Here is a 24,180-nt window from a genome sequence, read left to right as displayed (position 1 = left end):
GGCGTACGCCCCGATCCGTCGGCGCACGCACCGGTTCGGGTGTCCTCCACATGCGGGACGCCGCCGTCGGTGTGACCCTGCGAGAGTGACCACCACCAGCGAAGCAGCGCCCGCGCCCCCCGCCGCCGAGCCCGCGGTGCTCGACAGCCGCCGTCGCAACGTCGTCTTCGGCACGATCATGCTCGGCGTGCTGCTCGCCGCGCTCGACCAGACGATCGTGGGCACCGCGCTGCCGACGATCGTGTCGGACCTCGGCGGCGCCGCCCACATGTCCTGGGTGGTCACCTCGTACCTCCTGGCGGAGACCGTCGCGACCGTCCTCGTCGGCAAGTTCGGCGATCTCTTCGGCCGCAAGGTGATCTTCCAGATCTCGGCGATCGTCTTCATCACCGGCTCGTTCCTGTGCGGCCTCGCCACCAACATGACGCTGCTGATCGTGTGGCGAGGCCTCCAGGGCATCGGCGCCGGCGGCCTCATGGTCACCTCGATGGCGCTGATCGCCGACGTGATCCCGCTGCGCGAACGCGGCAAGTACCAGGGCGCGATCGGCGCGGTGTTCGGCGTCTCCACCGTCATCGGACCGCTGCTCGGCGGCCTGTTCACCGACCACCTCAGCTGGCGCTGGGCGTTCTACGTCAACGTGCCGATCGCCATCCTGGTCGTGATCGCCGCCGCCCGCTCCATCCCCTCCGTGCGCTCCGCCAGCCGCCCGGTGATCGACTATCTGGGCATCGCGCTCGTCGCGGTCGGCTCCAGCGCCCTGATCCTGGCGACCAGTTGGGGCGGCAACGAGTACGCGTGGAGCTCCGGCGTCATCATCGGGCTGTTCGCGGGCGGGCTGATCGCGCTCGCACTGTTCTGCGTGGCGGAGACCCGGGCGGCCGAACCCATGCTGCCCATGCGCCTGTTCCGCAATCCGGTCTTCACCGTGTGCTCGGTGCTCAGCTTCGTCGTCGGCTTCGCGATGCTCGGCGCGATGACCTTCCTGCCGACCTATCTGCAGTACGTGGACGGGGACTCGGCGACGATCTCCGGCATCCGGACCCTGCCGATGGTCATCGGTCTGCTCATCGCCTCGATCTTCAGCGGCAACGTGGTCAGCAAGACCGGCCAGTACCGGATCTTCCCCATCGTCGGCTGTCTGGTGATGGGCCTCGGTCTCTTCCTGCTCTCCCTGCTCGGCCCGGACACCAGCGCCTGGCTGGCCTCGCTCTACATGTTCGTGCTCGGCACCGGCATCGGCCTGTGCATGCAGGTGCTCACCATCGCGGTGCAGAACACCGTGGACTACGCGGACCTGGGCACCGCCACGTCGGGCGTCACCTTCTTCCGTACGCTCGGCAGCTCCTTCGGCACGGCCGTCTTCGGCACCATCTACACCAACGCCCTCAAGCCCAATCTGACGGAGGGGGTCGCCCAGTCCTCGGCGCTCGCGGCGGCCGCCGGGCTCGACCCGGCGGCCGTCGTCCGCGGCTCGCAGAGCCCGTCGGGGCTCCACGCGCTGCCCGGCGGGATCGCCGAACCGATCGTCCAGGCCTACGCCGACACCCTGCAGACCGTCTTCCTGTGGACAGTGCCGGTGGCGGGCGTCGGCTTCGTCGTCGCGCTCTTCCTCAAGCAGGTGGCCCTGCGCGACACCGCGCGCGCCTCGGCCCCCGACATGGGCGAGGGCTTCGCCTCGCCGACCACCGCCGGCGACTCCGCCAAGCTGCTCGAACTCTCGGTCGGCCGGATCATCCGCAAGACCGACTACGACACCGCCAAACGCATCGTCGCCGACTCCGACACCCGGCTCGACACCGCCGGCGCGTGGGCCGTCATGCAGGTCGAACTCTTCACCCGCATCGTCGGCCACGCCAGCCTCGGCCTCATCTCGGCGGGCCGCCGCGTCCCGCCCGAGGTCCTGCTCCCGGTCTTCGACCGCATGGTCGACGAGGGCTTCCTCACCCGCCACGGCAATCTGCTGAGCCACACGGAGGCCGGCAAGCGCGAGGCGGACGTCATCACCAAGGCCTGGGGCGACTGGCTCGGCGCCCGCGTCGAACAGGAACGCGGCCGCCCGAGCGGCCCCGAACTGCGCGCGGCCACGGACGCCATCGCGAAGAAGCTCATCGCGGAGGACCTGGCGCAGGGGCTGCCGCGGGGGGACCGGGAGACGGTGGGGGTCGGGGTGAGGTAGCTCGGGGGTGAGGCAGGGCGGGGCGCGGGTCCGGGTCGCCCCTCAGTCCAGGAAGTCCCCGTCCACGTACACCCACGCGCCCTCGTGCCGGGCGAACCGGCTGCGCTCGTGGAGCTCGCCCGGGGTGCCGGCGTGGGTGAAGCGGGCGCGGAAGGTGACGGTGCCGTGCTGGTGGAAGGCGGTGCCGTCGGTGGTGGCCTCGATCGTCAGGCCGGTCCAGCGCAGCGTCGGGTCGAAGTCGACGTCGGCGGGGCGGGTGGCCGGGGCCCAGGTGCGCAGGAGGTAGGGCTCGTCGCGGACGACGAAGGCGCTGTAGCGGGAGCGCATGAGCAGCTCGGCGGTGGGGGCGGTGGCCGGGCCGGTGTGGAAGGGCTCGCAGCAGGCGCCGTACGGGGCGGGCAGGCCGCACGGGCAGGGCGACTCGGCGGTCACGGCGGGGGCGCTGGGCGCGGGGCGGGCCGGGCGGGCGGGGCGGGTCTTGCGTCGGGACATGGGCTCATTGTCGCGTGCCGACGGCGACCCGCCCCGCCGAGGTGCCGGTCAGCGGGGGGCCGGCGCGCGTCAGCGCGGGTCGCGCCACATGCCCCACAGCAGCGGGCCGCCGCCCGGCAGGGCGAACTCCTCGCGCACGCGGAAGCCGAAGTGCTCGTACACGGGCAGGTTGGCGGCCTTCGAGGACTCCAGGTAGACCGGTGTGCCGGCCGCGTCCGCCTGGGCGAGCCCGGAGCGGAGCAGGGCCGCGCCCTGGCCGGTGCCCTGGGCGGCCGGGGCGGCGCCGATCAGGGCGAGGGACCAGTGCGGCTCGCTCGGGGTGTGCCCGGCGGCGGTCTCGACGGCCTCCTTGAAGAGGCCGGCCCGGTCGCCGAGGATCGCGATCAGCTCCTGGATGGTGTCGCCGTCCGGCACGGCCTTCTCCTGCGCCTCGGCCGGCACCCAGAACGCGGCGGCGCCGTCGGTGCGTTCGCACACGCCGTCGGCCAGGTACTGGCGGGTGAAGAGGGTGGAGAAGTAGCGGGCGAGGGTCTCCGGACGGGTCGCGTCCTCGGGGAAGAACCAGCGCATCATCGGGTCGTCGTCGAAGGCCAGGGCCAGCGTGCGGCTGATGTCCCCGGCGTCCGCGAGCACAGCCTTCTTGGGCATGTTCGTGTTCGCCATGCGGACATTCTCCCCACAAGTGATCTTGAACGAGCGACCGGGGTCTCTTCTCCGCGATCCGCTCAGACCGTGCCGAACCACGCCTCGGCGAGCTCCCGCAGATCGCCCGCGCCCCGGTCGCCGAGCGCCCGCAGGTACCAGGGCAGATTGCTGTAGACGTGCAGCAGCGTGTACGCGAAGAGCACGTCCGGCTCGAAGTCCTCCCCGTACGCGCGGGCGAGCCGTGCAAGCAGGGCCGGGTCGCCACCGGTGACGAAGAGGCCGACGCCCACGAAGTCGTAGGCCCGGTCGCCGATCATGGCGGGCTCGAAGTCGAAGAGGCCGGTGAGCCGCCACCCGTCGGGGTCGACGAGGAAGTGCTGCCGCATCACCTCGGTGTGCAGCAGGCTGGGCCGTGGGCTGCGCGGCAGCGCCGGCGTCACGGAGGCGAGGAATCCGGGGATCTGTTCCAGCCACTCCGCAGGCAGTCCGCGGCTCCGCTGCCGCGCGACGGCGCCGGCGCTCTGCCGGTCGACGAAGGCGCCCCAGTCGCCGGGGCCGAGGACGTCGGCGAGCGGGCCGGGGTCGAGGGCGTGGAGCACGGCCAGGGTCTCGCCGATCTCGGTGACCAGCCGCTCCCGGTGTGCGGGCGGGACGCGCTCCCAGGCGTGGGCGAGGTTCTCCCCGGCGAGCCGGGACATCAGGACGTACCGCCAGCCGTTCTCGTACTCCCCGGCCGCGCGGACCCGCGGGGTCGGGACGGGCAGCCGGTCCTCGACCCGTGCGAGGACGCGGGCCTCGGCGAGGCCGTCGCGGGCGGCGGAACCGGGGAACAGCTTGAGCACATGCGCGTCGCCGACCGCGTAGACCGGCTGCGATCCCTCGGTGAAGCGGGTCAACGGCGCACCGGCGAGCCCGAGCCGGGCGCACAGTTCCGCAGCGCCGGGCCGCATCACCGCCTCGTCCCGGACGACCGCGTCCCACTCCTCGTCCGTCTCCACAGCAGGCAGCATGTTCCGGACCCTAGGTCCTCACCGCACCGCGCGACGAACGCTTTTCGCGGCCTTATGGCCGGTAGCGCAGCGGGTGCCGCTCCGGCACCTCCACGACCGCGATCCGCAGGCCGTCCGGGTCGGCCAGCCACATCTCGATCAGCCCCCAGGGCTCGGTGACGGGCTCGCGCAGCACGCGTACGTCCGCCTTGCCGCGCAGTTCCTCGCGGGCCGCGCGCACGTCGGCGACCTGGAGCCACAGCCTCGGTGCCGGCTCCGGCGGCGGGGCGGACGCGCGGCCGGAGAGTTCCAGGAAGCCGCCGCCGAGGAAGTAGACGGTGCCCCGGTCGGGACCGGTGCCGAACTCCCGGTACACGGGGAGCCCGAGGGTCTCGCCGTAGAACCGCCGGGACCGCTCGGGGTCGGTGGGGCGGAGCAGGATCCTGCTGCTGAGGACGTGCATCCCGATAGCGTACGAGCATGAAACTGACGATTCTCGGAGGCGGCGGATTCCGGGTGCCGCTCGTGTACGGCGCCCTGCTCGGCGACCACGCCGAGGGGCGGGTCACCCACGTCACCCTGTTCGACCTGGACGCCGGGCGGCTCTCGGCGATCGAGCGGGTCCTGGGCGAGCAGGGCGAGGGGGTGCCGGACGCGCCGGTGGTGCGCGCGACGAACGATCTCGACGAGGCGCTGCGCGGTGCGGACTTCGTGTTCTCGGCCATCCGGGTGGGCGGGCTCGCCGGGCGGGCCGCGGACGAGCGGATCGCGCTGGCCGAGGGCGTGCTCGGGCAGGAGACGGTGGGCGCGGGCGGCATCGCGTACGGGCTGCGCACCCTGCCGGTGGTGACGCACATCGCGCACCGGATCGCCGAACTCGCCCCGGACGCCTGGGTCATCAACTTCACCAACCCGGCGGGCATGGTCACCGAGGCGATGTCGCGGATCCTCGGCGACCGGGTGATCGGCATCTGCGACTCGCCGGTGGGGCTTGGCCGCCGGGTGGCGCGGGTGCTCGGCGCCCGCCCGGACGAGGCGTGGATCGACTACGTGGGCCTCAACCACCTCGGCTGGCTGCGGGGGTTGAAGGTCGGCGGACATGACGTACTGCCGCGGCTCTTCGAGGACGACGCGCTGCTCGGCTCCTTCGAGGAGGGCCGGCTCTTCGGCACGGAGTGGCTGCGCTCGCTCGGCGCGATCCCCAACGAGTACCTGCACTACTACTACTTCAACCGCGAGGCGGTCCGCGCCTACCGCGAGGCGGAGATGACCCGCGGTGCCTATCTCCTGGACCAACAGGCCGGTTTCTACGAGGAGATGGGCAAGCCGGACACGCCGCCCCTCGCCACCTGGCACCGGGTGCTCGCGGACCGCGAGGCGACCTACATGGCGCACAACCGGGAGGCGGCCGGGGTCGGCGAGCGGGACGAGGAGGACCTGGAGTCGGGCGGCTACGAGAAGGTGGCGCTCGCCCTGATGCGGGCCATCGCGCGCAACGAGCGGGCCACGCTGATCCTGAACGTCCGCAATCGGCGGACGCTTTCGGTGCTCGACGCGGACGCGGTGATCGAGGTGCCGTGCCTGGTGGACGCGGCCGGCGCGCACCCGGTGTCGGTGGACCCCCTCCCGTATCACGCGGTGGGTCTGGTGACGGCGGTGAAGGCCGTGGAGCGGGAGGCCCTGGCCGCCGCGGAGAGCGGTTCGCGGGCGACCGCGGTGAAGGCCTTCGCGCTGCATCCGCTGGTCGACTCGGTGGCGGTGGCCCGCCGCCTGCTCGACGGCTACACGGCCGAGCACGCGGGGCTTGCCTATTTGCGTCGCTGACATGGCCGGCCGACGTCGTCCGGCGAACACCTTTACGAGTGGGGGCGCTCGGCCTAGGCTCGCGCCCCATGACTTCACCGCGACGATGGGGTGCGAGACGAGGGGTGGCCCGGCTCCTGGTGGGCTGTCTGCTCGCGGCCGGCCTGGTGGCCACCGGGACCGTGGCCGACGGAGGGCCGGCCGCCGCCGAGTCCGGCGGGGCGACCGTCGTCCCCGTGCAGACCACCGGTCCCGCCGACCGCCGGTTCAATCTGGTGGTGATGGGCGACGGCTACACGGCGGACGAGATGCCGGCGTTCCGGGCCGATCTGGAACGGCACTTGAGCATGCTGTGGAGCATCGAGCCGTTCGCGTCGTACCGCTCGTACATCAACGTGTGGGCGGTGGAGGTGCCGTCCGAGGAGTCGGGCGTCGACTGCGATCCCTCGCTCGACGCACCGGCCCGGGACACCGCCCTCGACATGGGCTTCTGGGGCGGCTGCAATCCGGGGAGCGTGCAGCGGCTGCTCACCGTGGACAGCGCGAAGGCGGCCGGGTTCGCCGACCTGGTGCCGGGCACCCGGCCGGCGAACCGGCAGATCGTGGCGCTCGCGCACAGCTCCACCTACGGCGGCGCGGGCGGGAGTTACGCCACCGCGTCCGGCGGCAACGCCCTGTCGGCGCTCATCACCCCGCACGAGATAGGCCATTCGCTCGGCGGGCTGCAGGACGAGTACGACTACTACGCGCGCGGGGTGCCCGGCGGCGCCTACGCGGACGGCGAGCCGGCCTCCGTCCACCACTCGCTTCTGACGGAGGATCAGATGAGGGCGGAGCGGGCCAAGTGGTGGCGCTGGCTGGGCGAGGAGAGCGAGTCCGGCGGGGTCGTCGGGCGGTACGAGGGCGGCATGTACAGCACCCGGGGCATATGGCGGCCGAGCCGGCACTCGATGATGAAGACCCTCGGCTACGCCTTCGACCAGGTGGAGCGCGAGGTGATGGTGAAGGCCATCTCGGGCAAGGTCGACCTGGTGCAGGACCACACCCCGGACTCGGCCCCGATCGGCGCCGACCGCACGGTGTGGGTGGACACCCTGCATCCGACGGGTGGCGAACTCGCCGTGGAATGGCGGCTGGACGGGCGGCCGCTGGGCACCGGCGGCGCCCGCACGCTGGACCTGCGGGCCGTGGACGGCCTCTCCCCCGGGCGTACGTACGCGCTGACGGCGACGGTCACCGACCCCACCCCGTTCGTGCGCGACCCGGCGGTGCGCGGCTCGGCCGCCCTGACCCGTACGGTCCGGTGGACCGTGGACCCGGCGCTGCGCACGGCGCGGACCGCCGTGGCGGCGGCGTTCACCGGGCACACGGCGACCGCGGCCCCGGTCGGCGCCCGGTCCGTGGTGTACGCCGACACCACCCACCCGCTGCGCCGCACCCCGGCGGTGGTCTGGGCGCTCGACGGCCGTACGGTGCCGAACCCCGGCAACGACCGCGATCTCGACCTGGCCGCGCTGCGCCTCGCACCCGGATCGCACGCGCTGACCGCCCGGATCCCGGGGACGCGCGAGGTGCTGCGCTGGACGGTGGACGCGACGCCTGCCTCCGTCGCGTACGAGCTGTCGGAGCCGCTGCGCACGGTGCGCCGGCCGGGGCGGCCGGTCGAGTACGTGTACGACGGCGCGTTCACGATGCGGCTGACGGCGCGGGACGACGGGGCGGGCGCGGTGGTGAGCCAGTTCCGGGTGGACGGCGACGGCTGGTACACGTACTACGGCTGGCCGACGGACGCCGCCGCCCCGTTCCGCTTCTCGCCGTCGGGGACGGTGATCGACGATCTGGTGTACGGGAAGCTGGGCCGGCCGCGCGCGGTGCCGTGGGACGACGCGACACCGGAGTACGGCACGCACACGGTGGAGTACCGCACGGTGGACGCGGCGGGGAACGTGGGCCGGGCGCAGCGCTTCCTGGTGACGCTGGAGAAGAAGTCGTAGCACGCCGTGGTACGGGAGAGGGGCCCCGCCGTTTCGAACGGCGGGGCCCCTCTCCCGTACCGGACTGCGAGACCGTGGTCAGCGCTTGCGGCCGACAGCCGCCCAGCCCGGGATGGGCTCGTCGCCGGCCACCGGGACCGGCTCGCCCAGCTCGGGGTGCCACTCGGCGGTGAGGGCGACCCCCGGCTCGACCAGGTCGAGGCCGTCGAAGAAGGCGGCGAGCTCGTCGCGGGAGCGCGGGCGCAGGGTCAGTCCGCGGGCCCGGTACATGGCGGCGGCCTGCTCGGCGCCCTCGGGGTTGAAGTCGCCGGTGACGTGCGAGAGGACCAGGTAGCTGCCGGGGGCCAGCTGGTCGACGAGCTTGCCGACCAGCTCGTAGGCGCCGTCCTCGTCGCCGACGAAGTGCAGCAGCGCGAGCATCGACAGCGCGATCGGCTGGTCGAAGTCAAGGACCTTTCCGGCCCTTTCGAGGATCAGCTCGGGGTCGCGGGCGTCGGCCTGGATGTACTCGGTGGCCCCCTCCGGGGTCGAGCGCAGCAGGGCGGCGGCGTGCGCGAGCACGATCGGGTCGTTGTCGCAGTAGACGATCCGGGACTCCGGCGCGGCCCCCTGCGCGATCTGGTGCAGATTGGGCTCGGTGGGGATGCCGGTGCCGATGTCCAGGTACTGGCGTACCCCGTTGGCGCTGAGCCAGCGGATGGCGCGGTGCATGAAGGCCCGGTTGACCCGGGCCATGTCCCGGCCCCGGGCGTCGACGGTGAGGAGCTGGCGGGCCATCTCCTCGTCGACGGGGTAGTTGTCCTTGCCGCCCAGGAACCAGTCGTACATCCGCGCGGGATGCGGCTTGCTGGTGTCGATCCGTATGCCGCTCTGCGGGGGTACGGGGTCCTGGGGGGTCATCGGCTCTCCTCGACGGGTCGAACGGTGCTGCTTACAGCAAGAGTTACGCGATGCACGGGGTGGGACGGAAGGGTTCAGGTGAGCAGGAAGTCAGCCTGACCGGATTTCGCTCCCTGGATGAAAGCGGCGATCTCTCCGTGGGTGTAGATGAGCGCGGGTCCCTCAGGGTCTGCGGACTGTCGCACGGCGACCCTGCCGTCGGCCAGCTTCATGGCCTCGACGCAGTTGCCCCCGTTCCCACCGCTCCACGGCTTGTGCCAGCCCTCGGCACCGAGCTCGGCGGCGGGCATGCCGTTGTATATGCGATCCATTCACAGCTCCTTGCGGAGATTCCGGAGAATCTCCTTCGTGCGTTGTGCAGTCGCGGCCTGGGCCGCCATGCGGTCCATGACCTCGAGGTGGGAAGCCACCTCGGGGCGCGCGTCGAGATAGACGGCGCCGGTCAGGTACTCGCTGTAGACCATGTCCGGGAGTTCGGGCATGGCGAAGCGGAAGAGGACGAACGGTCCGTACGTACCGGGGTGGTGTCCGGACGCGAACTCCGCGATCTGCAGGGTGACGTTCGGCAGCTCCGACGCCTCGAGCAGCCGGTCGAGCTGGTCGCGCATCACTTCGGGCCCGTCACCGACCGGTCGGCGGAAGACCGTCTCGTCCATGATCACCCAGAACTTGGGCGCGTCCTCCCTGGCGAGCAGGGACTGGCGCTCCATGCGGAGGGCGACATGGCGCTCGGTCTCCTCGGACTCCTCGGCGTTCCTCCCGCCGACGGCCCCGCTGCGCAGAATGGCACGGGCGTACTCCTCGGTCTGGAGCAGACCGGGGACGAACTGCGGTTCGTAGGCCCGGATGAGGCTCGCGGCCCCCTCCAGGCTGACGTACATGGAGAACCAGCCGGGCAGCACGTCGTGGAACCGCTGCCACCAGCCGGGGAGGTTGGCCTCCTCCGCGAGGGCGACGAAGCCCTCCGCCTCGGAGTCCGTGATGCCGTACGCCTTCAGCAGCAGCTGTACGTACGGGATCTTCAGCGCGACCTCGGCGGTCTCCATGCGCCGGATCGTGGCCGGGGCGACCCGGAGGATCTTGGCGGCCTCTTCCCGCTTGAGGCCGGCCCGCTCGCGCAGATCCTGCAGACGCTTGCCGAGTACGACCTGTCCCACCGTGGGGGCGGACCGCGGCTCGCTCACTCTCAGACCTCCCCGACGCGCTGTTTCCAGGAGTGTGCCACGAACCCCGCCAGAGAGAACACCGCACTCTGCAATTTTCAGAGTGCCACTTGCCAAGTGTCCGACTCAGGAGCACAGTATTCCGGTGAACCAGTACGCACGCCGCCGGGCGAATCGCCCCGGAGGGGTGTGTACGGCACTCCTGCCCACTTTGTGAGGATCCGGTCGTGGCTTCTGGTAACGCGCACTCCTCAGGTCTCATGAGCCCTCGCGTCATGAACCAGCGGCCACGCCCCCACGACGTCCCCTTCCGCCGCTTCGCCTTCGAACTGCCCGCGCGGACCGAGTCCGTGTCCCGGGCCCGGCGGCTGGCCGAGGAGCGGCTCATCCTCTGGGGCTGTGACGGCGACATACGCGACACCGTCGCCCTGGTCGTCTCCGAACTCGTCACCAACGCCGTCGTGCACACCGCGAGCGCGCGGATCGTCTGCGAGATCCGCGAGGGCGAGGACCGGCTGCGGATAGCCGTGCGCGACGAGGGGGGACCCGCCGGTCCGCGGATACGCGAGTGCGGCGAGGAGGAGCGGGGCCGCGGCCTCATCCTGGTCGACGCCCTGTGCGCGTCCTGGGGCGCGGACCGCACCGGCCACGGCACGGCGCAGATCGTCTGGGCGGAACTGGCGCACGGCATGGGCGAGCCGTGCTGAGGACCATGGCGACGCTGCTGATCCCGCGCGCCCGCAAGAGCCCCGAGAACGCCCCCCGCAAGTCCCCCGCCCTCTCCCCCGTGCCCGCGCCCCTCGGCGAGACCCGGCTGCCGATCCCCGTCGACCTGCCGGCCACCCTCGGCTGCGACGCGGTCGGCGTCCCCGCCCGCTACGGCTTCCGCATCCTGTCCCGGCTGCCCGCCAAGGGCTGCGTCTACGCCGACGGCGACTGGTGGTGGTGGCTGGTCCCGGCCGGCTCGGACCTGGACCTGACCTGGCCACTGCCCGTCTGCTACGCCCCCGGGACGGTCATCCCGGACCGCGGCCCGCGCCTCGTCCACCACCCCGACGGCGGCTCCCCCTACACCCCGCCGATCCCGCTCTATCTGCTGACCTGCCAGCTGACCGGCATCGCGCCGGCCTGGAGCATGCCGTCACAGGTGCGCAGCGCGCTCTAGGTCATAGGGTCGGGGGCATGTTCTCCCCCGAGGGCCCCAGCCTGTACGAACTGACCCGCCAGGCGCTGTCGTCGGTCGAGCACGGCTACGACCTGCTCGCCGCGAAGTTCGACGCGACGCCGTTCCGCACCTCCGACCGGCTGCTCGGCGCGGTCGCCGAGACCCTGGAGCCGCTCGGCCCCTTCGACACCGGCCTGGACGTGTGCTGCGGCACCGGGGCGGGGCTCGGGGTGCTGCGCTCGGTGTGCGCGGGCCCGATCACGGGCGTCGACTTCAGCGCCGGGATGCTCGCCGGCGCCCGCGCCGCCCACCCCGACGCCACCCTGGTACGGGCCGACGCCCTGGCCCTGCCCTTCGCACCGGTCTTCGACCTCGCCGTCAGCTTCGGCGCCTTCGGCCACTTCCTCCCCGCCGAGCAGCGCGTCCTCTTCACCGGCGTCCACGCCGCCCTGCGCCCCGGCGGCACCTTCGCCTTCCCGCTCCCGGCCCCGCCCCGGGTGGGCTCCGCCCCGTACTGGACGCTCTGGGGCTTCGACGCGGCGATGCGGGTCCGCAACGCGCTGTGGCGGCCGCCCTTCGTGATGTACTACCGCACCTTCCGCCTCGCCGACATCCGCACCCGCCTCGCGTCCGCCGGCTTCACCGTGGAGACCCTGCCGATCCGCTCCCTGGGCGCCCGCGAGGACGGCAGCCCGCGCTGCCGGCTGGTGGTGGCCCGCAAGGGCTCGGGCCGAAAGGTGTGAAACGCGGAAGGACCCCGACGTGTGTCGGGGTCCTTCCGTACTGGTGTCCGAGGGGGGACTTGAACCCCCACGCCCGATAAAGGGCACTAGCACCTCAAGCTAGCGCGTCTGCCATTCCGCCACCCGGACCGGTGGTGTTGCGCGGGGTGTTCCCCGCGGCGACATGGATAACTCTACCAGGGGTTCGAGGCGCCTTTCACCAGCGTTTTCCGTGGTCAGTGCGGGGCGTGCGCCGTGTTGTCGGCGACCCAGTCCCGGTGGTCCTGCCAGGCGTACAGGGTGTCGCCGTCCGCGTACGCGTAGTAGAGGCCGCATCGGACGGTGGCCCGGTCGGGGGCGTCGGCCGGGAACCAGGAGGGGGCCAGGGCGGGGGCGGGGCGGGCGGTGGTGGCGGGGAGCGGGGTGCAGGCGGACGGGAGGGCGGGGCCGGGGAGGGTGGCCTTCAGGGCGCGGTCGCCGCCCGTGGTCCGCATCGCGTACTCGATCCGGCCCGCGTCGTCCGGCAGCCAGCGCGGCACGGAGGCCCGGTCGGACTTGGCCGCGGCGCCGGTGGCGTAGGCGCCGTACTCGTCGTGGCGGGAGTCCCACCAGTCGTCGGCCGCGGGGACGGCGACGACTCCGGTGAAGGCGAGGGCGGCGAGGGCGCCGCCGGTGGCGAGGGCGATGCGGGTGCGGTTCATGTGTTCCATCGTGGGCGCCGGTCCGGCCGCTTCCCGTACCTCCGCGGGACCGTTCCGGGTACGACTCGGGGCGCACGCCGGTGCCGTGGCCCTTAGGGGTCAGGGGGGAACCCGGCGCCCCCCGACGCCGGCTCCGTGAGGGTCACTCTCACCACCACCGGGTGGTCCGGGTCCAGGTGCGGCGGGGAAGTCCGTCAGGTCAGCGGACTTCGGTCAGGCGGGCCGAGACGACGACGTTGCTCTCGTAGCCGCCGTCCGGCGAGTAGCGGCCGCCGCAGGTGATCAGGCGGAGCTCGGGGGCGCCGGTGGCGCCGTAGACCCGTGCGGCCGGGAAGTCGTCCTTGGGGACGACCTCGATCCCGTACACCGTGAAGACCGCCGTCCGGCCGTCCGTGCGCGCGATCTCGACCCGCTTGCCGGGGGCGAGCGCGCCGAGGTCGTAGAAGACGGCCCGGCCGGCGGGCACGTCGACATGGCCGACGACGACGGCGGTGCCGCGCTCGCCCGGGGTGACGGCGCCGGTGAACCAGCCGGCGAGATTGCGGTCGTACGGGGCGGGGGCCTCGATCCAGCCCTCGGCGTCCAGGCCCACCCGGGTCACCGGCGCGTCGATGCGGACGGACGGCACCCTGACGCGTACGGGCGGCGAGGCGGGCAGCGGATCGGCGGTCGCCGCGGCGTCGGCGGCCCGGCCGGCCGCGGCGGCCGTCGCGGGCCGCGGCGGCCCGTCGGCGGGCCACTCCCCCGCCCCGCCGCGCACCAGGTGCACGCCGATCAGGAGGACCACGGCGATCACGCCCCAGGCGCCGCGGCGCCCGTGCCCTTCCGAGCCCTGCACGTGTCTGCCGCCCCTTCGCGTCGGATCTGTGCCGGAAATGGCGCTCCCCCGCCCCGGACCTCGTCACACCGGGGCGGAGGAGCCGTCTGGGAGACCGGCGGGTTCAGGACCCGTCGGTGCCGGTGGGTTCGCGGCGGCGCATCAGGACCACCGCGGCGCCGAGCGCGCCGGCGATGAGGACGCCGCCGGTGACCGTCTCGGTGGTGCCGATCCCGTCCGTGCCGCCGCTGCCGAAGCCGGCCTTCACGCCCTTGTGCGCGCCGCCGCCGGCGGCAATGGTGAGGGTGGTGGTGCCGCGCTCGCCCTTGCAGTCGAACGTGACCTCGTACTGGGCGCCGACCTTGGCGTCGAAGTCGACGGTGGCGGTGCCCTGGTGACCCTCGTTCAGGGTGACGGTGTCGAAGACCCCGGACTCGACCTTCACACTGGGCACCTCGCAGCCGTCGGCCTTGAGGGTGACGGTGCCGCCGGGCGCCACGGTGGACGGGGTGACGGAGAAGCCGAAGGACGTGATGTTGTGCCCGGTGCCGCCGTCCTTGGGGGGCATGTCCTTAGGGGCCGTGTCCTTGGGGAACGCGTCCTTGGGCGGGGCGCCGCCGCCGTCGTCCTTCGGGGCCGCGTCGTCCTCCTTGAGCAGCAGCTCGTCCTTGAGGAGGCCGAGGTCGGCCGGGCCGAAGCCCCCGTCGTCCGCGGACGCTCCTGGCGCGGCGAGGACCAGGGCGGCGGTCGCGAGGGGGGCGAGCAGGGCGGCGGAAGCGGCGGCGCGTATCGCGCGCATGGGGGTCCTCCAGATGACGCGAGGGCGGACGCGGAGCTCACGCTCCGCGGCGGGCCGATTGCGGGCCCTCGTCGCGTTCGAAGCTAGGCGCGCCCCGGGTGCCCCGCCACCGGGCTCCGCCGATCGGGTCAACCGCCCCCCGGACCGCCCCGGACCGGCCGAGGACCGCCCCCGGACCGGTCGAGGACCGGTTACGGCACCCGGACGACCTGGCCCGCGTAGGAGAGGTTGCCGCCGAAGCCGAAGAGCAGCACCGGCGCGCCGGAGGGGAGTTCGCCACGTTCGACCAGCTTGGCGAGGGCGAGCGGGACGGAGGCGGCGGAGGTGTTGCCGGAGTCGACGACGTCGCGGGCGACGACCGCGTTGACCGCGCCGATCTTCGCGGCGAGCGGCTCGACGATCCGCAGGTTGGCCTGGTGGAGCACCACTCCGGCCAGCTCCTCGGGGCGGACGCCGGAGCGCTCGCAGGTCTGGCGGGCGAGGGCGGGCAGCTGCTGGGTGGCCCAGCGGTAGACGCTCTGGCCCTCCTGGGCGAAGCGCGGCGGGGTGCCCTCGATGCGGACGGCGTGGCCCATCTCGGGGACCGAGCCCCACAGCACCGGGCCGATCGCGCCGGTGTCGGTCTCGGTCGCCTCGACGACCGCGGCGCCCGCGCCGTCGCCGACCAGCACGCAGGTGGTGCGGTCGGACCAGTCGACGACGTCGGTCATCTTGTCGGCGCCGATGACCAGGGCGCGGCGGGCGCCGCCGGCCCGGATCGCGTGGTCGGCGGTGGCGAGGGCGTGGGTGAAGCCGGCGCACACCACGTTGAGGTCCATGGTGGCCGGGGAGCCCATGCCGAGGCGGGCGGCGACCCGGGCTGCCGTGTTCGGCGAGCGGTCGATCGCGGTGGAGGTCGCGACGAGCACCAGGTCGACGTCGTCGGGGCCGAGACCGGCGGCGGCGAGGGCCTTGGCGGCGGCGTGCGCGGCGAGTTCGTCGACCGGCTCCTCGGGTCCCGCGATGTGCCGGGTGCGGATGCCGACCCGGCTGGTGATCCAGTCGTCGCTGGTGTCGACCAGGGCGGCGAGGTCGGCGTTGGTGAGCACCTTGGCGGGCTGGTAGTGCCCGAGCGCGGCGATACGAGTGCCGGTCATCCCGGGACCCCCTCGGTCGTTCGATGGTCGGTGCGTTGCCGCCGGGTGACGCATGGTGATGCTGATGCGCCGTTGCGGCAGCGGGAGGACCCAGTCTTGTCAGCGACTGATGGGTAACCGGTGACGTAAACCACCAAGATTCACCCGAAGTGCCTGTTCGACCGTGACAAGAGGAGAATGGCCCGGTCAGGCCCCTGGGGGCGATCCGCGGGGACAGTGCCGTCCCCGCTCGGACGGAAAACGGTGCAGCGACCATGGGACGGGTCACGGAGCGACGGCGTGTGGTGCGCATACGGGGCGGGGCGGTCAGCACCCGGCCGGACACCCTGGTGGCGGAGGAGCCGCTGGAGATCCGGCTGAACGGGCGGCCGATCGCCATCACCATGCGCACGCCCGGCGACGACTTCGCGCTCGCGGCCGGCTTCCTGGTCAGCGAGGGGGTCCTCGCGGCGGCCTCGGACGTGCGGAACATCGTGTACTGCGCGGGGGCGACGGCGGACGGCGTCAACACGTACAACGTGGTGGACGTGCAGCTGGCGCCGGAGGTCGTGGTGCCCGACATCTCCCTGGAGCGGAACGTCTACACGACCTCGTCGTGCGGGCTCTGCGGCAAGGCGAGCCTGGACGCGGTCCGCACCACCGCCCGCTTCCCGATCGCCGACACGCCGCCGCTGCGGCTGACGCCGCAGCTGCTCGCGGCGCTGCCGGAGCGGCTGCGCGCGGCGCAGAAGGTCTTCGACCGGACCGGTGGGCTGCACGCGGCCGCGCTGTTCTCGGAGGACGGCGAACTGCTCGACGTACGGGAGGACGTGGGCCGGCACAACGCGGTCGACAAGCTGGTCGGGCGGGCGCTCCAGGAGGGCCGGCTGCCGCTGGAGCGGGCGGTGCTGCTGGTGTCGGGGCGGGCCTCGTTCGAGCTGGCGCAGAAGGCGGTGATGGCGGGCCTTCCGGTGCTCGCCGCCGTGTCGGCGCCGTCCTCGCTCGCCGTGGACCTGGCGCAGGAGTCGGGCCTCACGCTGGTCGGCTTCCTGCGCGGGCAGGACATGAACGTGTACGCGGGCGAGCACCGGATCGCGCTGGAGACGGCGGCCCCGGCGTCCTAGCCACCACCTAGTTCTTCGGCGGGTCGATCATCTGGAGTTCCAGCGTGGCCGGCGGCGGTACGAGGCCGGGGCCGCCGGCCTCCGTCCAGGCCAGGACCTCGTCGAGGCAGTCCTGGTCGGCACTCCAGCCGATCCACGCGGCCCGGCCGCCGCGCCGCCGCCCTTCGGTGGACGGCTGCACGACGAGCACGTTGGCCTGGGCGCAGGGGCCGAGGCAGTCGCTGGTGCGGACGACCAGCCGGCCGCCGGATTCCGCGGCGGCGGCCCGGAGCCGGGCCAGCTGGCCGTCGTGGTCCTGGCCGGGGTTCTTGCGGGCGTCGCCGCAGCAGCAGCCGCGGCACACCACGAGGGAGCAGGGGCGGGCCCCGTACCGTATCGGCACCCGGGTCACTCGGCGCCGGCCAGCGTGACGGCGTCGGCCGGGGTGACCGTACCGAGGCGCGGGAAGTCCAGCTGGACGGAGGCGCGGTGCTCGTCGGCGGTGAGGGCGGTCATGGCGTCCTCGGCGAAGACGAGCTCGTACCCGAGGTCGCCGGCGGCGCGGGCGGTGGACTCGACGCCGAGGTTGGTGGCGATGCCGCCGAACACGAGGGTCGTCACCCCGTGCTTCCGCAGCAGTTCGTGCAGTCCGGTGTCGTGGAAGCCGCCGATGGTGCGCTTGACGACGATCTCGTCGCCGGGGTGTACGAGGTCGGCGACGAGGTCGCTGCCGGGCGGCTGGGTGTCGACGCCGGGGCGTTCCACCCGGATGTGGACGACGGGCGCGCCGGCGGCCCGGAAGGTCTCGGCGAGCCGGCCGGCCACGGCGAGCACGTCGCTGCCGGGGCGGGGGGCGAGGGGGAGCGCGACGATGCGTTCCATGAGGTCGACGAGGACGAGCGCGGTGCGGCCGGGATCGAGTGCGGGCATGGGAGCACCGTATCGGGCCCGATGATCTTCCCGGGGCGGGTGGGGTGCGATCCCGGCCACGGGCGGGTGGGGGGCGGGTGGGGCAGCGCGGGCGGGGGCGGGGCGCGCCGGGGGGGGGGGCCGGGGGCGGGCTGGCGGTGCGGGCGGCGCGGGGGCCGGGTGCGGGGCTCGGGTCCGATCCCGGCCACCGGCCGGTGCCGGGCGTGCCGGGGCGGGGTGCGGGCGGTGCCGGGATTCGGTGCGGCGGGGTGCCCCGCCGCCGGTGCGGTCAGTGCTGGGCCGCCGGCAGAGTCAGCCGGCGGGCCGCCGCGGTCGGTGCCGGGCCCGGGGCACGGTCGGGTGCCGGGGCGCCGGGGTGGTCAGGCCCCGTGGGTCCGTACGTGGACGTGGCCGTCGTGAGGGTAGGCGGGCGGGGACGCCGGCAGGATCCCGCTCAGCGCGTAGCCGCACTTCTCCGCGACGCGGCAGGACGCCGTGTTGTCCACCTGGTGCAGGAGCTCCAGGCGGGTCAGTCCGGCGTCGGCGAAGGTGGCGAAGGCCCAGGCGGTCAAGGCCTGCACGGCCCGGGGCGCCACGCCGCGGCCGCGGGCCCGGGCGGCCGTCCAGTAGCCGACCTCGGCGGACGAGGCGCCGGGGGCGAGGCCGTTGAGGACCGCGTGGCCCACCACCCGCTCTACCGCGCCCTGTTCCCGGGGCTCCAGGACGGCGAACGCGAAACGCGTGCCCGCCTCCCGGCCCCGCTGCTGCGTGCGGATCCAGTCGGCCGCCCCCGCCTCGTCGTCCACGGCCATGGTCGTCCAGCGGCGCAGGGCGGCGTCCTGGCCCAGCTCGACCAGGGCGGGGGCATCGGCCGGCTGCCAGGGGCGCAGGACGAGGGCGGGGGCCGTGGGTGTGGCGTCCGAGGTGATGCGTGCGGCGATCTTGTCCATCGGTGGAGCCTACGGGGCCGGCACCGCGATCCGCTCGTCGTTCGCCTCCGTCGGCTCCGCCGCCTCCGGGTCGCGGGCCCGGCGGCGGGCGATGACCGCGCAGACCATCAGCTGCATCTGGTGGAACAGCATCAGCGGGAGCACGGCGAGCGAGGCCTGCGCGCCGAACAGGACGCTGGCCATGGGCAGTCCGGCGGCCAGGCTCTTCTTCGAGCCGGCGAACTGGATCGCGACGCGGTCGCCCCGGCCGAAGCCGAGCCGCTTCGCGCCGTACCAGGTCAGCCCCAGCATCACGGCGAGCAGCACCGCCTCGACGGCGAGGAGCAGGCCGAGCCGGGCGGGGGTCACCAGGTGCCAGACGCCACGGTTCATGCCCTCGCTGAAGGCGGTGTAGACGACGAGCAGGATCGAGCCCCGGTCGACGTAGCCGAGCGCCTTCTTGTGCCGGACCAGGAAGCCGCCCACCCAGCGGCGCAGGAACTGCCCGGCGAGGAACGGCACGAGCAGCTGCAGCACGATCTTGAGGACCGAGTCCGCCGAGAAGCCGCCCGCGCTGTGGCCGAGGAGCAGTGCGGCGAGCAGCGGGGTGACCAGGATGCCGGCCAGCGAGGAGAACGAGCCCGCGCAGATGGCCGCCGGCACGTTGCCCCGGGCGATCGAGGTGAAGGCGATCGAGGACTGGATCGTCGACGGCACCAGGCAGAGGAAGAGGAAACCGCTGTAGAGGTCCGGGGTGAGGACGGTGGGGACCAGCCCCCGGGCCGCCAGGCCGAGCAGCGGGAAGACGAGGAAGGTGCAGGCCAGGACGGTGACGTGGAGCCGCCAGTGCTTCAGGCCGTCCAGCGCCTCGCGGGTCGAGAGCCGCGCCCCGTAGAGGAAGAAGAGCAGCGCGACCGCCCCGGTCGCCGCCCCGTTCGCGGCCGTCGCCGCCGCGCCGGAGGCGGGCAGCAGCGCGGCGAGCCCGACCGTGGCGAGCAGCGCCAGGATGTACGGGTCGATGGGCAGCCACGACGGGAGGAGGGGGCGGCGGGGTGTGTGGGGCGTACGGGGCGGGCGGGGGCTCATGGGTCCATCCTGGTCGACGCCGCGGCGATCGGGAACGCCGTACAGCGCACTGACTGTCATCACGAATCGTGATAGGCGGCCCTCACGGGGCTATCGTCGGGGTGTGTACGAGCCGAACCAGCTGCGCACCTTCCTCGCGGTCGCCCAGACCCTGAGCTTCACCCAGGCCGCCCGGCGCCTCGGGCTGCGCCAGTCGACGGTCAGCCAGCATGTGCGGCGCCTGGAGGAGGCCACCGGCCGGCCCCTCTTCGTCCGCGACACGCACGGCGTGGAGCTGACCGAGGACGGCGAGGCGATGCTCGGCTTCGCCCGCACGATCCTCGCGGCGCACGAGCGGGCGGCGGCCTTCTTCACCGGGACGCGGTTGCGGGGGCGGCTGCGGTTCGGCGCGTCGGAGGACTTCGTGACGACCCGGCTGCCGGAGATCCTGGAGACCTTCCGGCGCGAGCACCCGGAGGTCGACCTGGAGCTCACGGTCGAGCTGTCCGGCACGCTCCAGGCACGGCTTGAGGCGGGGCAGCTCGACCTCGTCCTGGCCAAGCGGCGCGGCGACCGGGCGGAGCCGGGCGGTGGCGACCGGGCGGAGCCGGGCGTGGGTGGCGAGGAGCTGGTCTGGCAGGACGTGCTGGTGTGGATCGGCGCGCCCCGGCTGCGGCTCGACCCGGAGCGTCCGGTGCCGCTGATCGTCTTCCCGCCGCCGGGCATCACCCGGGCCCGCGCCCTGGAGGCCCTGCAGGCGCAGGGCCGGCCGTGGCGGATCGCCTGCACCAGCAGCAGCCTGAGCGCGAACGTGGCGGCGGCGCGGGCCGGGCTCGGGGTGATGGCGCACACCCGGGGTCTGCTGCCGGCGGGCCTGGTCGAGGTACCGGCGCGGGCGGGGCTGCCGGAGCTGGGCGCGGTGGACTTCGTCCTGCGCAAGGGGCGGCGGCGGGGGGCGACGCAGGAGGCGGCGGACGCGCTGGCGGCGGCGATCCTGGCGGGCGGGGCCGTGCGTGCCGCTCCGGGGGCCGCATTCGGGACTGCATGATTTACGGCGCGGATACCGTTCCGCGTGAGCTTCAGGGCCTCGTGCCGCGCCACAAATCACGCTTCACGTCCCGAACGCGGCCCCCTGCGCGTCCCCCACGGCCCGGTTTCCGGCCGCCTGCGGGTCTCGTCCGCCATGCCGACTCCCGGCCCGGCCCCGGTCTCGTACCCGGCTCCCCGCGCCCGGTTCCGTCGGGTGCCGCAGTGATCAGCCCGTACAGATTCGGTGGAGATTCCGGCCTCCGGGGCTTACCGGCGGTCGGGCAACCGGGACCGGGAGGCTCTCACTTGCCCGCTCACCCGTCGCTGACCTGTGCGGATGCGTTATGTCGCGGCTTGGTGAAGGCACTCCCGTCCGGCTGCGGCGTGGGGTAGTTTCACCCGCGCCGTACGGAGTGCCACATCGAGCGGGTGAGGAGCAGGTCAGTGCGCGAGTTCACCGTGCCGCCCGTCGAGGCGGCGCCTCAGGTCGGCGGTCTGGCGGACGCCGTGTTCGACCACGCCGAGAACGACCCGTACCGGGTGGCCCTGGGCCGCAAGGGCGTCGACGGGCAGTGGCAGGACGTGACGGCCGCGGCCTTCCGGGACGAGGTCCTCGCGCTCGCGAAGGGGCTGATCGCGCAGGGCGTGCGGTTCGGCGACCGGGTCGCGATCATGGCGCGCACCCGCTACGAGTGGACGCTCTTCGACTTCGCGCTGTGGACCCTCGGCGCCCAGTCGGTGCCGATCTATCCGACCTCGTCCGCGGACCAGGTGCTGTGGATGCTGCACGACGCCGAGGTCACGGCCTGCGTGGTGGAGCACGAGGACCACGCGATGACGATCGGTTCGGTGGTCGACCGGCTGCCGAGGCTGCAGCGCCTGTGGCAGCTGGACGCGGGCGCGGTCGAGGAGCTGACGGCCGCGGGCGAGGAGATCGACGAGGAGGTCGTGCAGCGGCACCGCAGGGCGGTGACGCCGGAGTCGGTCGCGACGGTGATCTACACCTCGGGCACCACGGGCCGCCCCAAGGGCTGTGTGATCACCCACGCCAACTTCATGTTCGAGACGGAGATGCTGACCGGGCGGTGGGAGTCGGTGTTCCACTCCAAGCCGGGCGACGAGGCGTCCACGCTGCTGTTCCTGCCGCTGGCGCACGTCTTCGGGCGGATGGTGGAGGTCGCGGCGATCCGCAGCGGGGTGAAGCTGGGCCACCAGCCGGTGCTGGCCGCGGCCGAGTTGCTGCCCGATCTGCAGGCCTTCCGGCCGAGCTTCGTGCTTGCCGTGCCGTACGTCTTCGAGAAGGTCTTCAACGCCGCCCGCCGGCGTGCCGAGCAGGAGCGCAAGCGGGGACCGTTCGACAAGGCGGTGGACGTGGCCGTGAAGTACGCGGAGGCCATGGAGCACAAGGCCTTCGGCATCGGTCCCGGGCCGTCGGCGACGCTGCGGATGCAGCACCAGTTCTTCGAGAAGACGGTGTACGGGAAGGTGCGCGACGCCCTCGGCGGCCGGGTGCGGCACGCGATGTCGGGCGGCTCGGGGATGGACCGGCGGCTCGGGCTGTTCTTCGAGGGCGCGGGCGTGACGATCTACGAGGGGTACGGCCTGACGGAGTCCTCGGCGGCGGCGACGGCGAACCCGCCGGAGCGCACCCGGTACGGCACGGTGGGGCAGCCGGTGCCGGGCACCACGGTGCACATCGCGGAGGACGGCGAGGTGTGGCTGCACGGCGGGCATGTCTTCGCCGGCTATCTGAACAATCCGCAGGCCACGGACGCGGTCCTGAACGACGGCTGGCTGTCCACCGGGGACCTCGGCATGCTCGACGAGGACGGCTATCTGACGATCACCGGGCGGAAGAAGGAGATCCTGGTGACCTCGGGCGGCAAGAGCGTGTCGCCGGCCGGTCTGGAGGAGCGGGTGCGGGCGCATCCGCTGGTGTCCCAGTGCATCGTGGTCGGCAACGACCGGCCGTATGTCGCGGCGCTCGTCACCCTCGACCAGGAGGCCGTGGAGCACTGGCTGGCGATGCAGAACCGGCCCTCGCTGCCGCCCGCGGAGCTGGTGCACGACACGGGTCTGGAGACCGAGATCCGGCGGGCGGTGGTGGCGGCGAACACCAAGGTCTCGCAGGCGGAGTCGATCCGCACCTTCCGGATCCTGGCGCATCCGTTCAGTGAGGAGCACGGGCTGCTCACCCCGTCCCTGAAGCTGAAGCGGAAGGCGATCGAGCAGGCGTACGCGGCCGAGGTGGAGGCCCTGTATCGCTGACCGCCTTGCACAGTCGGTCTGATGATGGCTCATCAATTGATGGAGCGTCAGTTATTGACGGGCCATCAGGTCGGTCACAGAATGCGGGTCATCCGACGGAGGGATGACCGACCGTGTCCAGAACGCTCCGCACCCTGGCCGCCGCGGCGGCGGCGCTCTTCCTCGCCACCGCCTGCAACTCCGCCTCCACCGGAGGGGCTTCGGGACCTCCGGGCGGAGCGGGCGGCACCGTGCGGGGAGTGACCGCCGACACGATCAAGGTCGGCGGGATCGTCTCCATGACGAGCGCCAGCGGCTACTCCAAGAAGGACACCGACCTCGGCGCCCGGGCCCGCTACGACCGGGCCAACGCCGAAGGCGGGGTCAACGGGCGGCGCATCGACTACCTCGGCGCCGAGGACGACGGACAGGACCCGGCCCGCAACCTCGCCGCCGCCCGCGAACTGGTCCAGCAGGACAAGGTCTTCGCCGTCGCCCCGATGAGCTCGGTGACCTTCGCGGGCGCCGACTTCCTCGACTCCCGGGCCGTGCCCACGGTCGGCTGGGGCACCCTGCCCTCCTTCTGCGGGCCGAAGCACATCTACGGTTTCAACGGCTGCCTCGTCCCCACCCCCGGCGGCACCCTCAACCAGACCTGGCCGGAGGGCCTGGCGCAGGTCCTTGGCGGTGCCAAGGGCCGCTCGGTCGCGCTGATCGCCGGGGACAACGACGCCGGCAAGTTCGGCATCCGCACCTTCACCCAGGGCTTCAGGGCGGCCGGCTTCGACCTCGCCTACGCCAAGGCCGCGGTGCCCGCCGGCTCCCTGCCGAGCGACTGGTCCGCGTACACCAAGGAGATCCTGCGCTCCGGGCCCGGCGGGAAGCAGCCCGACGCCGTGGTGTCAGTGATGCAGACCCCGTACAACATCGGCCTGTTCACCGCGCTCAAGCGGGCCGGGTATCGCGGTTTGCTCTCCGACCCGACCGACTACGACCCCGGGCTGCTCGCCAAGGACGCGACCCGGCAGGCCCTCGACGGGGTGCTCGTCCTGCTCCAGTTCCAGCCCTTCGAGGCGGACAGCCCGGCGATGCGGCAGTTCAAGGCCGATGTGAAGAAGGCGGCGGGTGGGAGGGACGTTCCGCTCAACATGCACATGATGACGGGGTACATGAGCGCCGATCTGTTTCTGGCCGTCGCCGCCAGGGCCGGCAAGGACCTCACCGTCGAGTCCTTCCAGCGGGCCGCGAACGGCTTCTCCGACACCGGAACCCTGGTCGGCGACCGGAGCGAGCCCAAGGGGCAGAATGAGAGCTTCGGCTGCGGCGCGCTGGTCCGCCTCACCGGCGGGCGCTACGAGGTCGCCGTGCCCTTCCGCTGCTATCCGCCGATCCCCTTCCGCTAGGGGCGTGGTGC

General features: G+C 73.1%; 25 protein-coding genes and 1 tRNA gene. 10 read left to right on the top strand and 16 right to left on the bottom strand.

Annotation, left to right across the window (positions count from 1 at the left end; translation table 11 throughout):
- The first annotated feature begins 85 nt into the window (after positions 1 to 85).
- Positions 86 to 2,179, top strand: a complete 2,094-nt coding sequence (locus JAO84_RS31150; RefSeq protein ID WP_370415823.1) for an MDR family MFS transporter — start codon at positions 86 to 88, stop codon at positions 2,177 to 2,179.
- Between the two features lie 42 nt (positions 2,180 to 2,221).
- On the opposite strand, the gene JAO84_RS31145 is transcribed toward JAO84_RS31150, so the two are convergent.
- The 4 genes from JAO84_RS31145 to JAO84_RS31130 all read right to left on the bottom strand — a co-directional run bounded on the left by JAO84_RS31145 (position 2,222) and on the right by JAO84_RS31130 (position 4,768).
- Positions 2,222 to 2,671: a YchJ family protein gene (locus tag JAO84_RS31145; RefSeq protein WP_370415822.1), complete on the bottom strand. Its 450-nt coding sequence runs from the start codon at positions 2,669 to 2,671 to the stop codon at positions 2,222 to 2,224.
- 69 nt (positions 2,672 to 2,740) lie between these two features.
- Positions 2,741 to 3,334, bottom strand: coding sequence for a GNAT family N-acetyltransferase (locus tag JAO84_RS31140; RefSeq protein WP_370415821.1), 594 nt, complete (start codon positions 3,332 to 3,334; stop codon positions 2,741 to 2,743).
- A 62-nt stretch (positions 3,335 to 3,396) separates the two neighbouring features.
- Positions 3,397 to 4,326 (bottom strand): phosphotransferase family protein, encoded by a 930-nt coding sequence (locus JAO84_RS31135; protein WP_370415820.1) that lies wholly within the window; start codon positions 4,324 to 4,326, stop codon positions 3,397 to 3,399.
- 52 nt (positions 4,327 to 4,378) lie between these two features.
- Positions 4,379 to 4,768: a VOC family protein gene (locus JAO84_RS31130; protein ID WP_370415819.1), complete on the bottom strand. Its 390-nt coding sequence runs from the start codon at positions 4,766 to 4,768 to the stop codon at positions 4,379 to 4,381.
- 17 nt (positions 4,769 to 4,785) lie between these two features.
- Between JAO84_RS31130 and JAO84_RS31125 the strand changes: the two genes are divergently transcribed.
- Together JAO84_RS31125 and JAO84_RS31120 are read left to right on the top strand one after the other, a co-directional pair.
- Positions 4,786 to 6,129, top strand: a complete 1,344-nt coding sequence (locus tag JAO84_RS31125) for a 6-phospho-beta-glucosidase (RefSeq protein ID WP_370415818.1) — start codon at positions 4,786 to 4,788, stop codon at positions 6,127 to 6,129.
- 68 nt (positions 6,130 to 6,197) lie between these two features.
- On the top strand, positions 6,198 to 8,102 hold the full coding sequence (locus JAO84_RS31120) for a M64 family metallopeptidase (RefSeq protein ID WP_370415817.1): 1,905 nt from the start codon (positions 6,198 to 6,200) through the stop codon (positions 8,100 to 8,102).
- A gap of 78 nt (positions 8,103 to 8,180) precedes the next feature.
- On the opposite strand, the gene JAO84_RS31115 is transcribed toward JAO84_RS31120, so the two are convergent.
- The 3 genes from JAO84_RS31115 to JAO84_RS31105 all read right to left on the bottom strand — a co-directional run bounded on the left by JAO84_RS31115 (position 8,181) and on the right by JAO84_RS31105 (position 10,186).
- Complete coding sequence (locus tag JAO84_RS31115; RefSeq protein ID WP_370415816.1) at positions 8,181 to 9,002, bottom strand: SAM-dependent methyltransferase; 822 nt, start codon at positions 9,000 to 9,002, stop codon at positions 8,181 to 8,183.
- Between the two features lie 74 nt (positions 9,003 to 9,076).
- Entirely contained in the window at positions 9,077 to 9,313 is a 237-nt protein-coding gene (locus JAO84_RS31110; RefSeq protein ID WP_015037566.1) for a DUF397 domain-containing protein, read from the bottom strand.
- Positions 9,314 to 10,186 (bottom strand): helix-turn-helix domain-containing protein, encoded by an 873-nt coding sequence (locus JAO84_RS31105; protein ID WP_370415815.1) that lies wholly within the window; start codon positions 10,184 to 10,186, stop codon positions 9,314 to 9,316.
- 254 nt (positions 10,187 to 10,440) lie between these two features.
- On the opposite strand from JAO84_RS31105, the gene JAO84_RS31100 reads away from it, so the two are divergent.
- The 3 genes from JAO84_RS31100 to JAO84_RS31090 are packed head-to-tail and all read left to right on the top strand — an operon-like array spanning position 10,441 to position 12,073.
- Complete coding sequence (locus tag JAO84_RS31100; protein WP_265863227.1) at positions 10,441 to 10,872, top strand: ATP-binding protein; 432 nt, start codon at positions 10,441 to 10,443, stop codon at positions 10,870 to 10,872.
- 5 nt (positions 10,873 to 10,877) lie between these two features.
- A complete protein-coding gene (locus JAO84_RS31095; RefSeq protein ID WP_370415814.1) occupies positions 10,878 to 11,330 on the top strand; it encodes a hypothetical protein in 453 nt (150 codons plus the stop codon).
- 17 nt (positions 11,331 to 11,347) lie between these two features.
- Positions 11,348 to 12,073 (top strand): class I SAM-dependent methyltransferase, encoded by a 726-nt coding sequence (locus JAO84_RS31090; RefSeq protein ID WP_370415813.1) that lies wholly within the window; start codon positions 11,348 to 11,350, stop codon positions 12,071 to 12,073.
- Positions 12,074 to 12,114: 41 nt separating this feature from the next.
- On the opposite strand, the gene JAO84_RS31085 is transcribed toward JAO84_RS31090, so the two are convergent.
- The 5 genes from JAO84_RS31085 to JAO84_RS31065 all read right to left on the bottom strand — a co-directional run bounded on the left by JAO84_RS31085 (position 12,115) and on the right by JAO84_RS31065 (position 15,505).
- Positions 12,115 to 12,202, bottom strand: a tRNA-Leu gene (locus tag JAO84_RS31085).
- Positions 12,203 to 12,288: 86 nt separating this feature from the next.
- Complete coding sequence (locus JAO84_RS31080) at positions 12,289 to 12,753, bottom strand: hypothetical protein (RefSeq protein ID WP_370415812.1); 465 nt, start codon at positions 12,751 to 12,753, stop codon at positions 12,289 to 12,291.
- 199 nt (positions 12,754 to 12,952) lie between these two features.
- Positions 12,953 to 13,591, bottom strand: a complete 639-nt coding sequence (locus JAO84_RS31075; RefSeq protein WP_370415811.1) for a class F sortase — start codon at positions 13,589 to 13,591, stop codon at positions 12,953 to 12,955.
- 103 nt (positions 13,592 to 13,694) lie between these two features.
- Positions 13,695 to 14,369: a hypothetical protein gene (locus tag JAO84_RS31070; RefSeq protein WP_370415810.1), complete on the bottom strand. Its 675-nt coding sequence runs from the start codon at positions 14,367 to 14,369 to the stop codon at positions 13,695 to 13,697.
- A gap of 191 nt (positions 14,370 to 14,560) precedes the next feature.
- The gene (locus JAO84_RS31065; RefSeq protein WP_370415809.1) at positions 14,561 to 15,505 is read right to left on the bottom strand and encodes a beta-ketoacyl-ACP synthase III; all 945 of its coding nucleotides are present in this window, start codon (positions 15,503 to 15,505) and stop codon (positions 14,561 to 14,563) included.
- A gap of 254 nt (positions 15,506 to 15,759) precedes the next feature.
- Between JAO84_RS31065 and fdhD the strand changes: the two genes are divergently transcribed.
- Complete coding sequence (gene fdhD / locus JAO84_RS31060; RefSeq protein ID WP_370415808.1) at positions 15,760 to 16,608, top strand: formate dehydrogenase accessory sulfurtransferase FdhD; 849 nt, start codon at positions 15,760 to 15,762, stop codon at positions 16,606 to 16,608.
- Positions 16,609 to 16,615: 7 nt separating this feature from the next.
- On the opposite strand, the gene JAO84_RS31055 is transcribed toward fdhD, so the two are convergent.
- From JAO84_RS31055 to JAO84_RS31040, 4 genes are all read right to left on the bottom strand, one after another.
- A complete protein-coding gene (locus tag JAO84_RS31055; protein ID WP_265863237.1) occupies positions 16,616 to 16,999 on the bottom strand; it encodes a (2Fe-2S) ferredoxin domain-containing protein in 384 nt (127 codons plus the stop codon).
- Complete coding sequence (locus JAO84_RS31050; protein WP_370415807.1) at positions 16,996 to 17,517, bottom strand: isochorismatase family protein; 522 nt, start codon at positions 17,515 to 17,517, stop codon at positions 16,996 to 16,998. Before JAO84_RS31050 ends, JAO84_RS31055 begins: the two co-directional genes overlap by 4 nt.
- Positions 17,518 to 17,876: 359 nt before the next feature.
- Positions 17,877 to 18,446 carry a GNAT family N-acetyltransferase gene (locus JAO84_RS31045; RefSeq protein WP_370415806.1) on the bottom strand — a complete coding sequence of 190 codons (570 nt, stop codon included), beginning with the start codon at positions 18,444 to 18,446 and terminating at the stop codon, positions 17,877 to 17,879.
- Positions 18,447 to 18,455: 9 nt separating this feature from the next.
- Positions 18,456 to 19,511: a bile acid:sodium symporter family protein gene (locus JAO84_RS31040; protein WP_370415805.1), complete on the bottom strand. Its 1,056-nt coding sequence runs from the start codon at positions 19,509 to 19,511 to the stop codon at positions 18,456 to 18,458.
- Positions 19,512 to 19,614: 103 nt separating this feature from the next.
- On the opposite strand from JAO84_RS31040, the gene JAO84_RS31035 reads away from it, so the two are divergent.
- The 3 genes from JAO84_RS31035 (at position 19,615) to JAO84_RS31025 (ending at position 24,169) form a co-directional block, all read left to right on the top strand.
- Positions 19,615 to 20,538 (top strand): LysR substrate-binding domain-containing protein, encoded by a 924-nt coding sequence (locus JAO84_RS31035; RefSeq protein WP_370415804.1) that lies wholly within the window; start codon positions 19,615 to 19,617, stop codon positions 20,536 to 20,538.
- Between the two features lie 425 nt (positions 20,539 to 20,963).
- Positions 20,964 to 22,787, top strand: coding sequence for a long-chain fatty acid--CoA ligase (locus JAO84_RS31030; RefSeq protein ID WP_370415803.1), 1,824 nt, complete (start codon positions 20,964 to 20,966; stop codon positions 22,785 to 22,787).
- A gap of 113 nt (positions 22,788 to 22,900) precedes the next feature.
- Positions 22,901 to 24,169: an ABC transporter substrate-binding protein gene (locus tag JAO84_RS31025; RefSeq protein ID WP_370415802.1), complete on the top strand. Its 1,269-nt coding sequence runs from the start codon at positions 22,901 to 22,903 to the stop codon at positions 24,167 to 24,169.
- The last annotated feature ends 11 nt before the right edge of the window (positions 24,170 to 24,180 follow it).

The sequence above is a fragment of the Streptomyces fradiae genome, assembly GCF_041270065.1.
In the GTDB taxonomy this organism is placed as follows: Bacteria; Actinomycetota; Actinomycetes; order Streptomycetales; family Streptomycetaceae; genus Streptomyces.
Note: the sequence above shows the minus strand (reverse complement) of the source record. Positions and strands in the feature narration are given on the sequence as shown.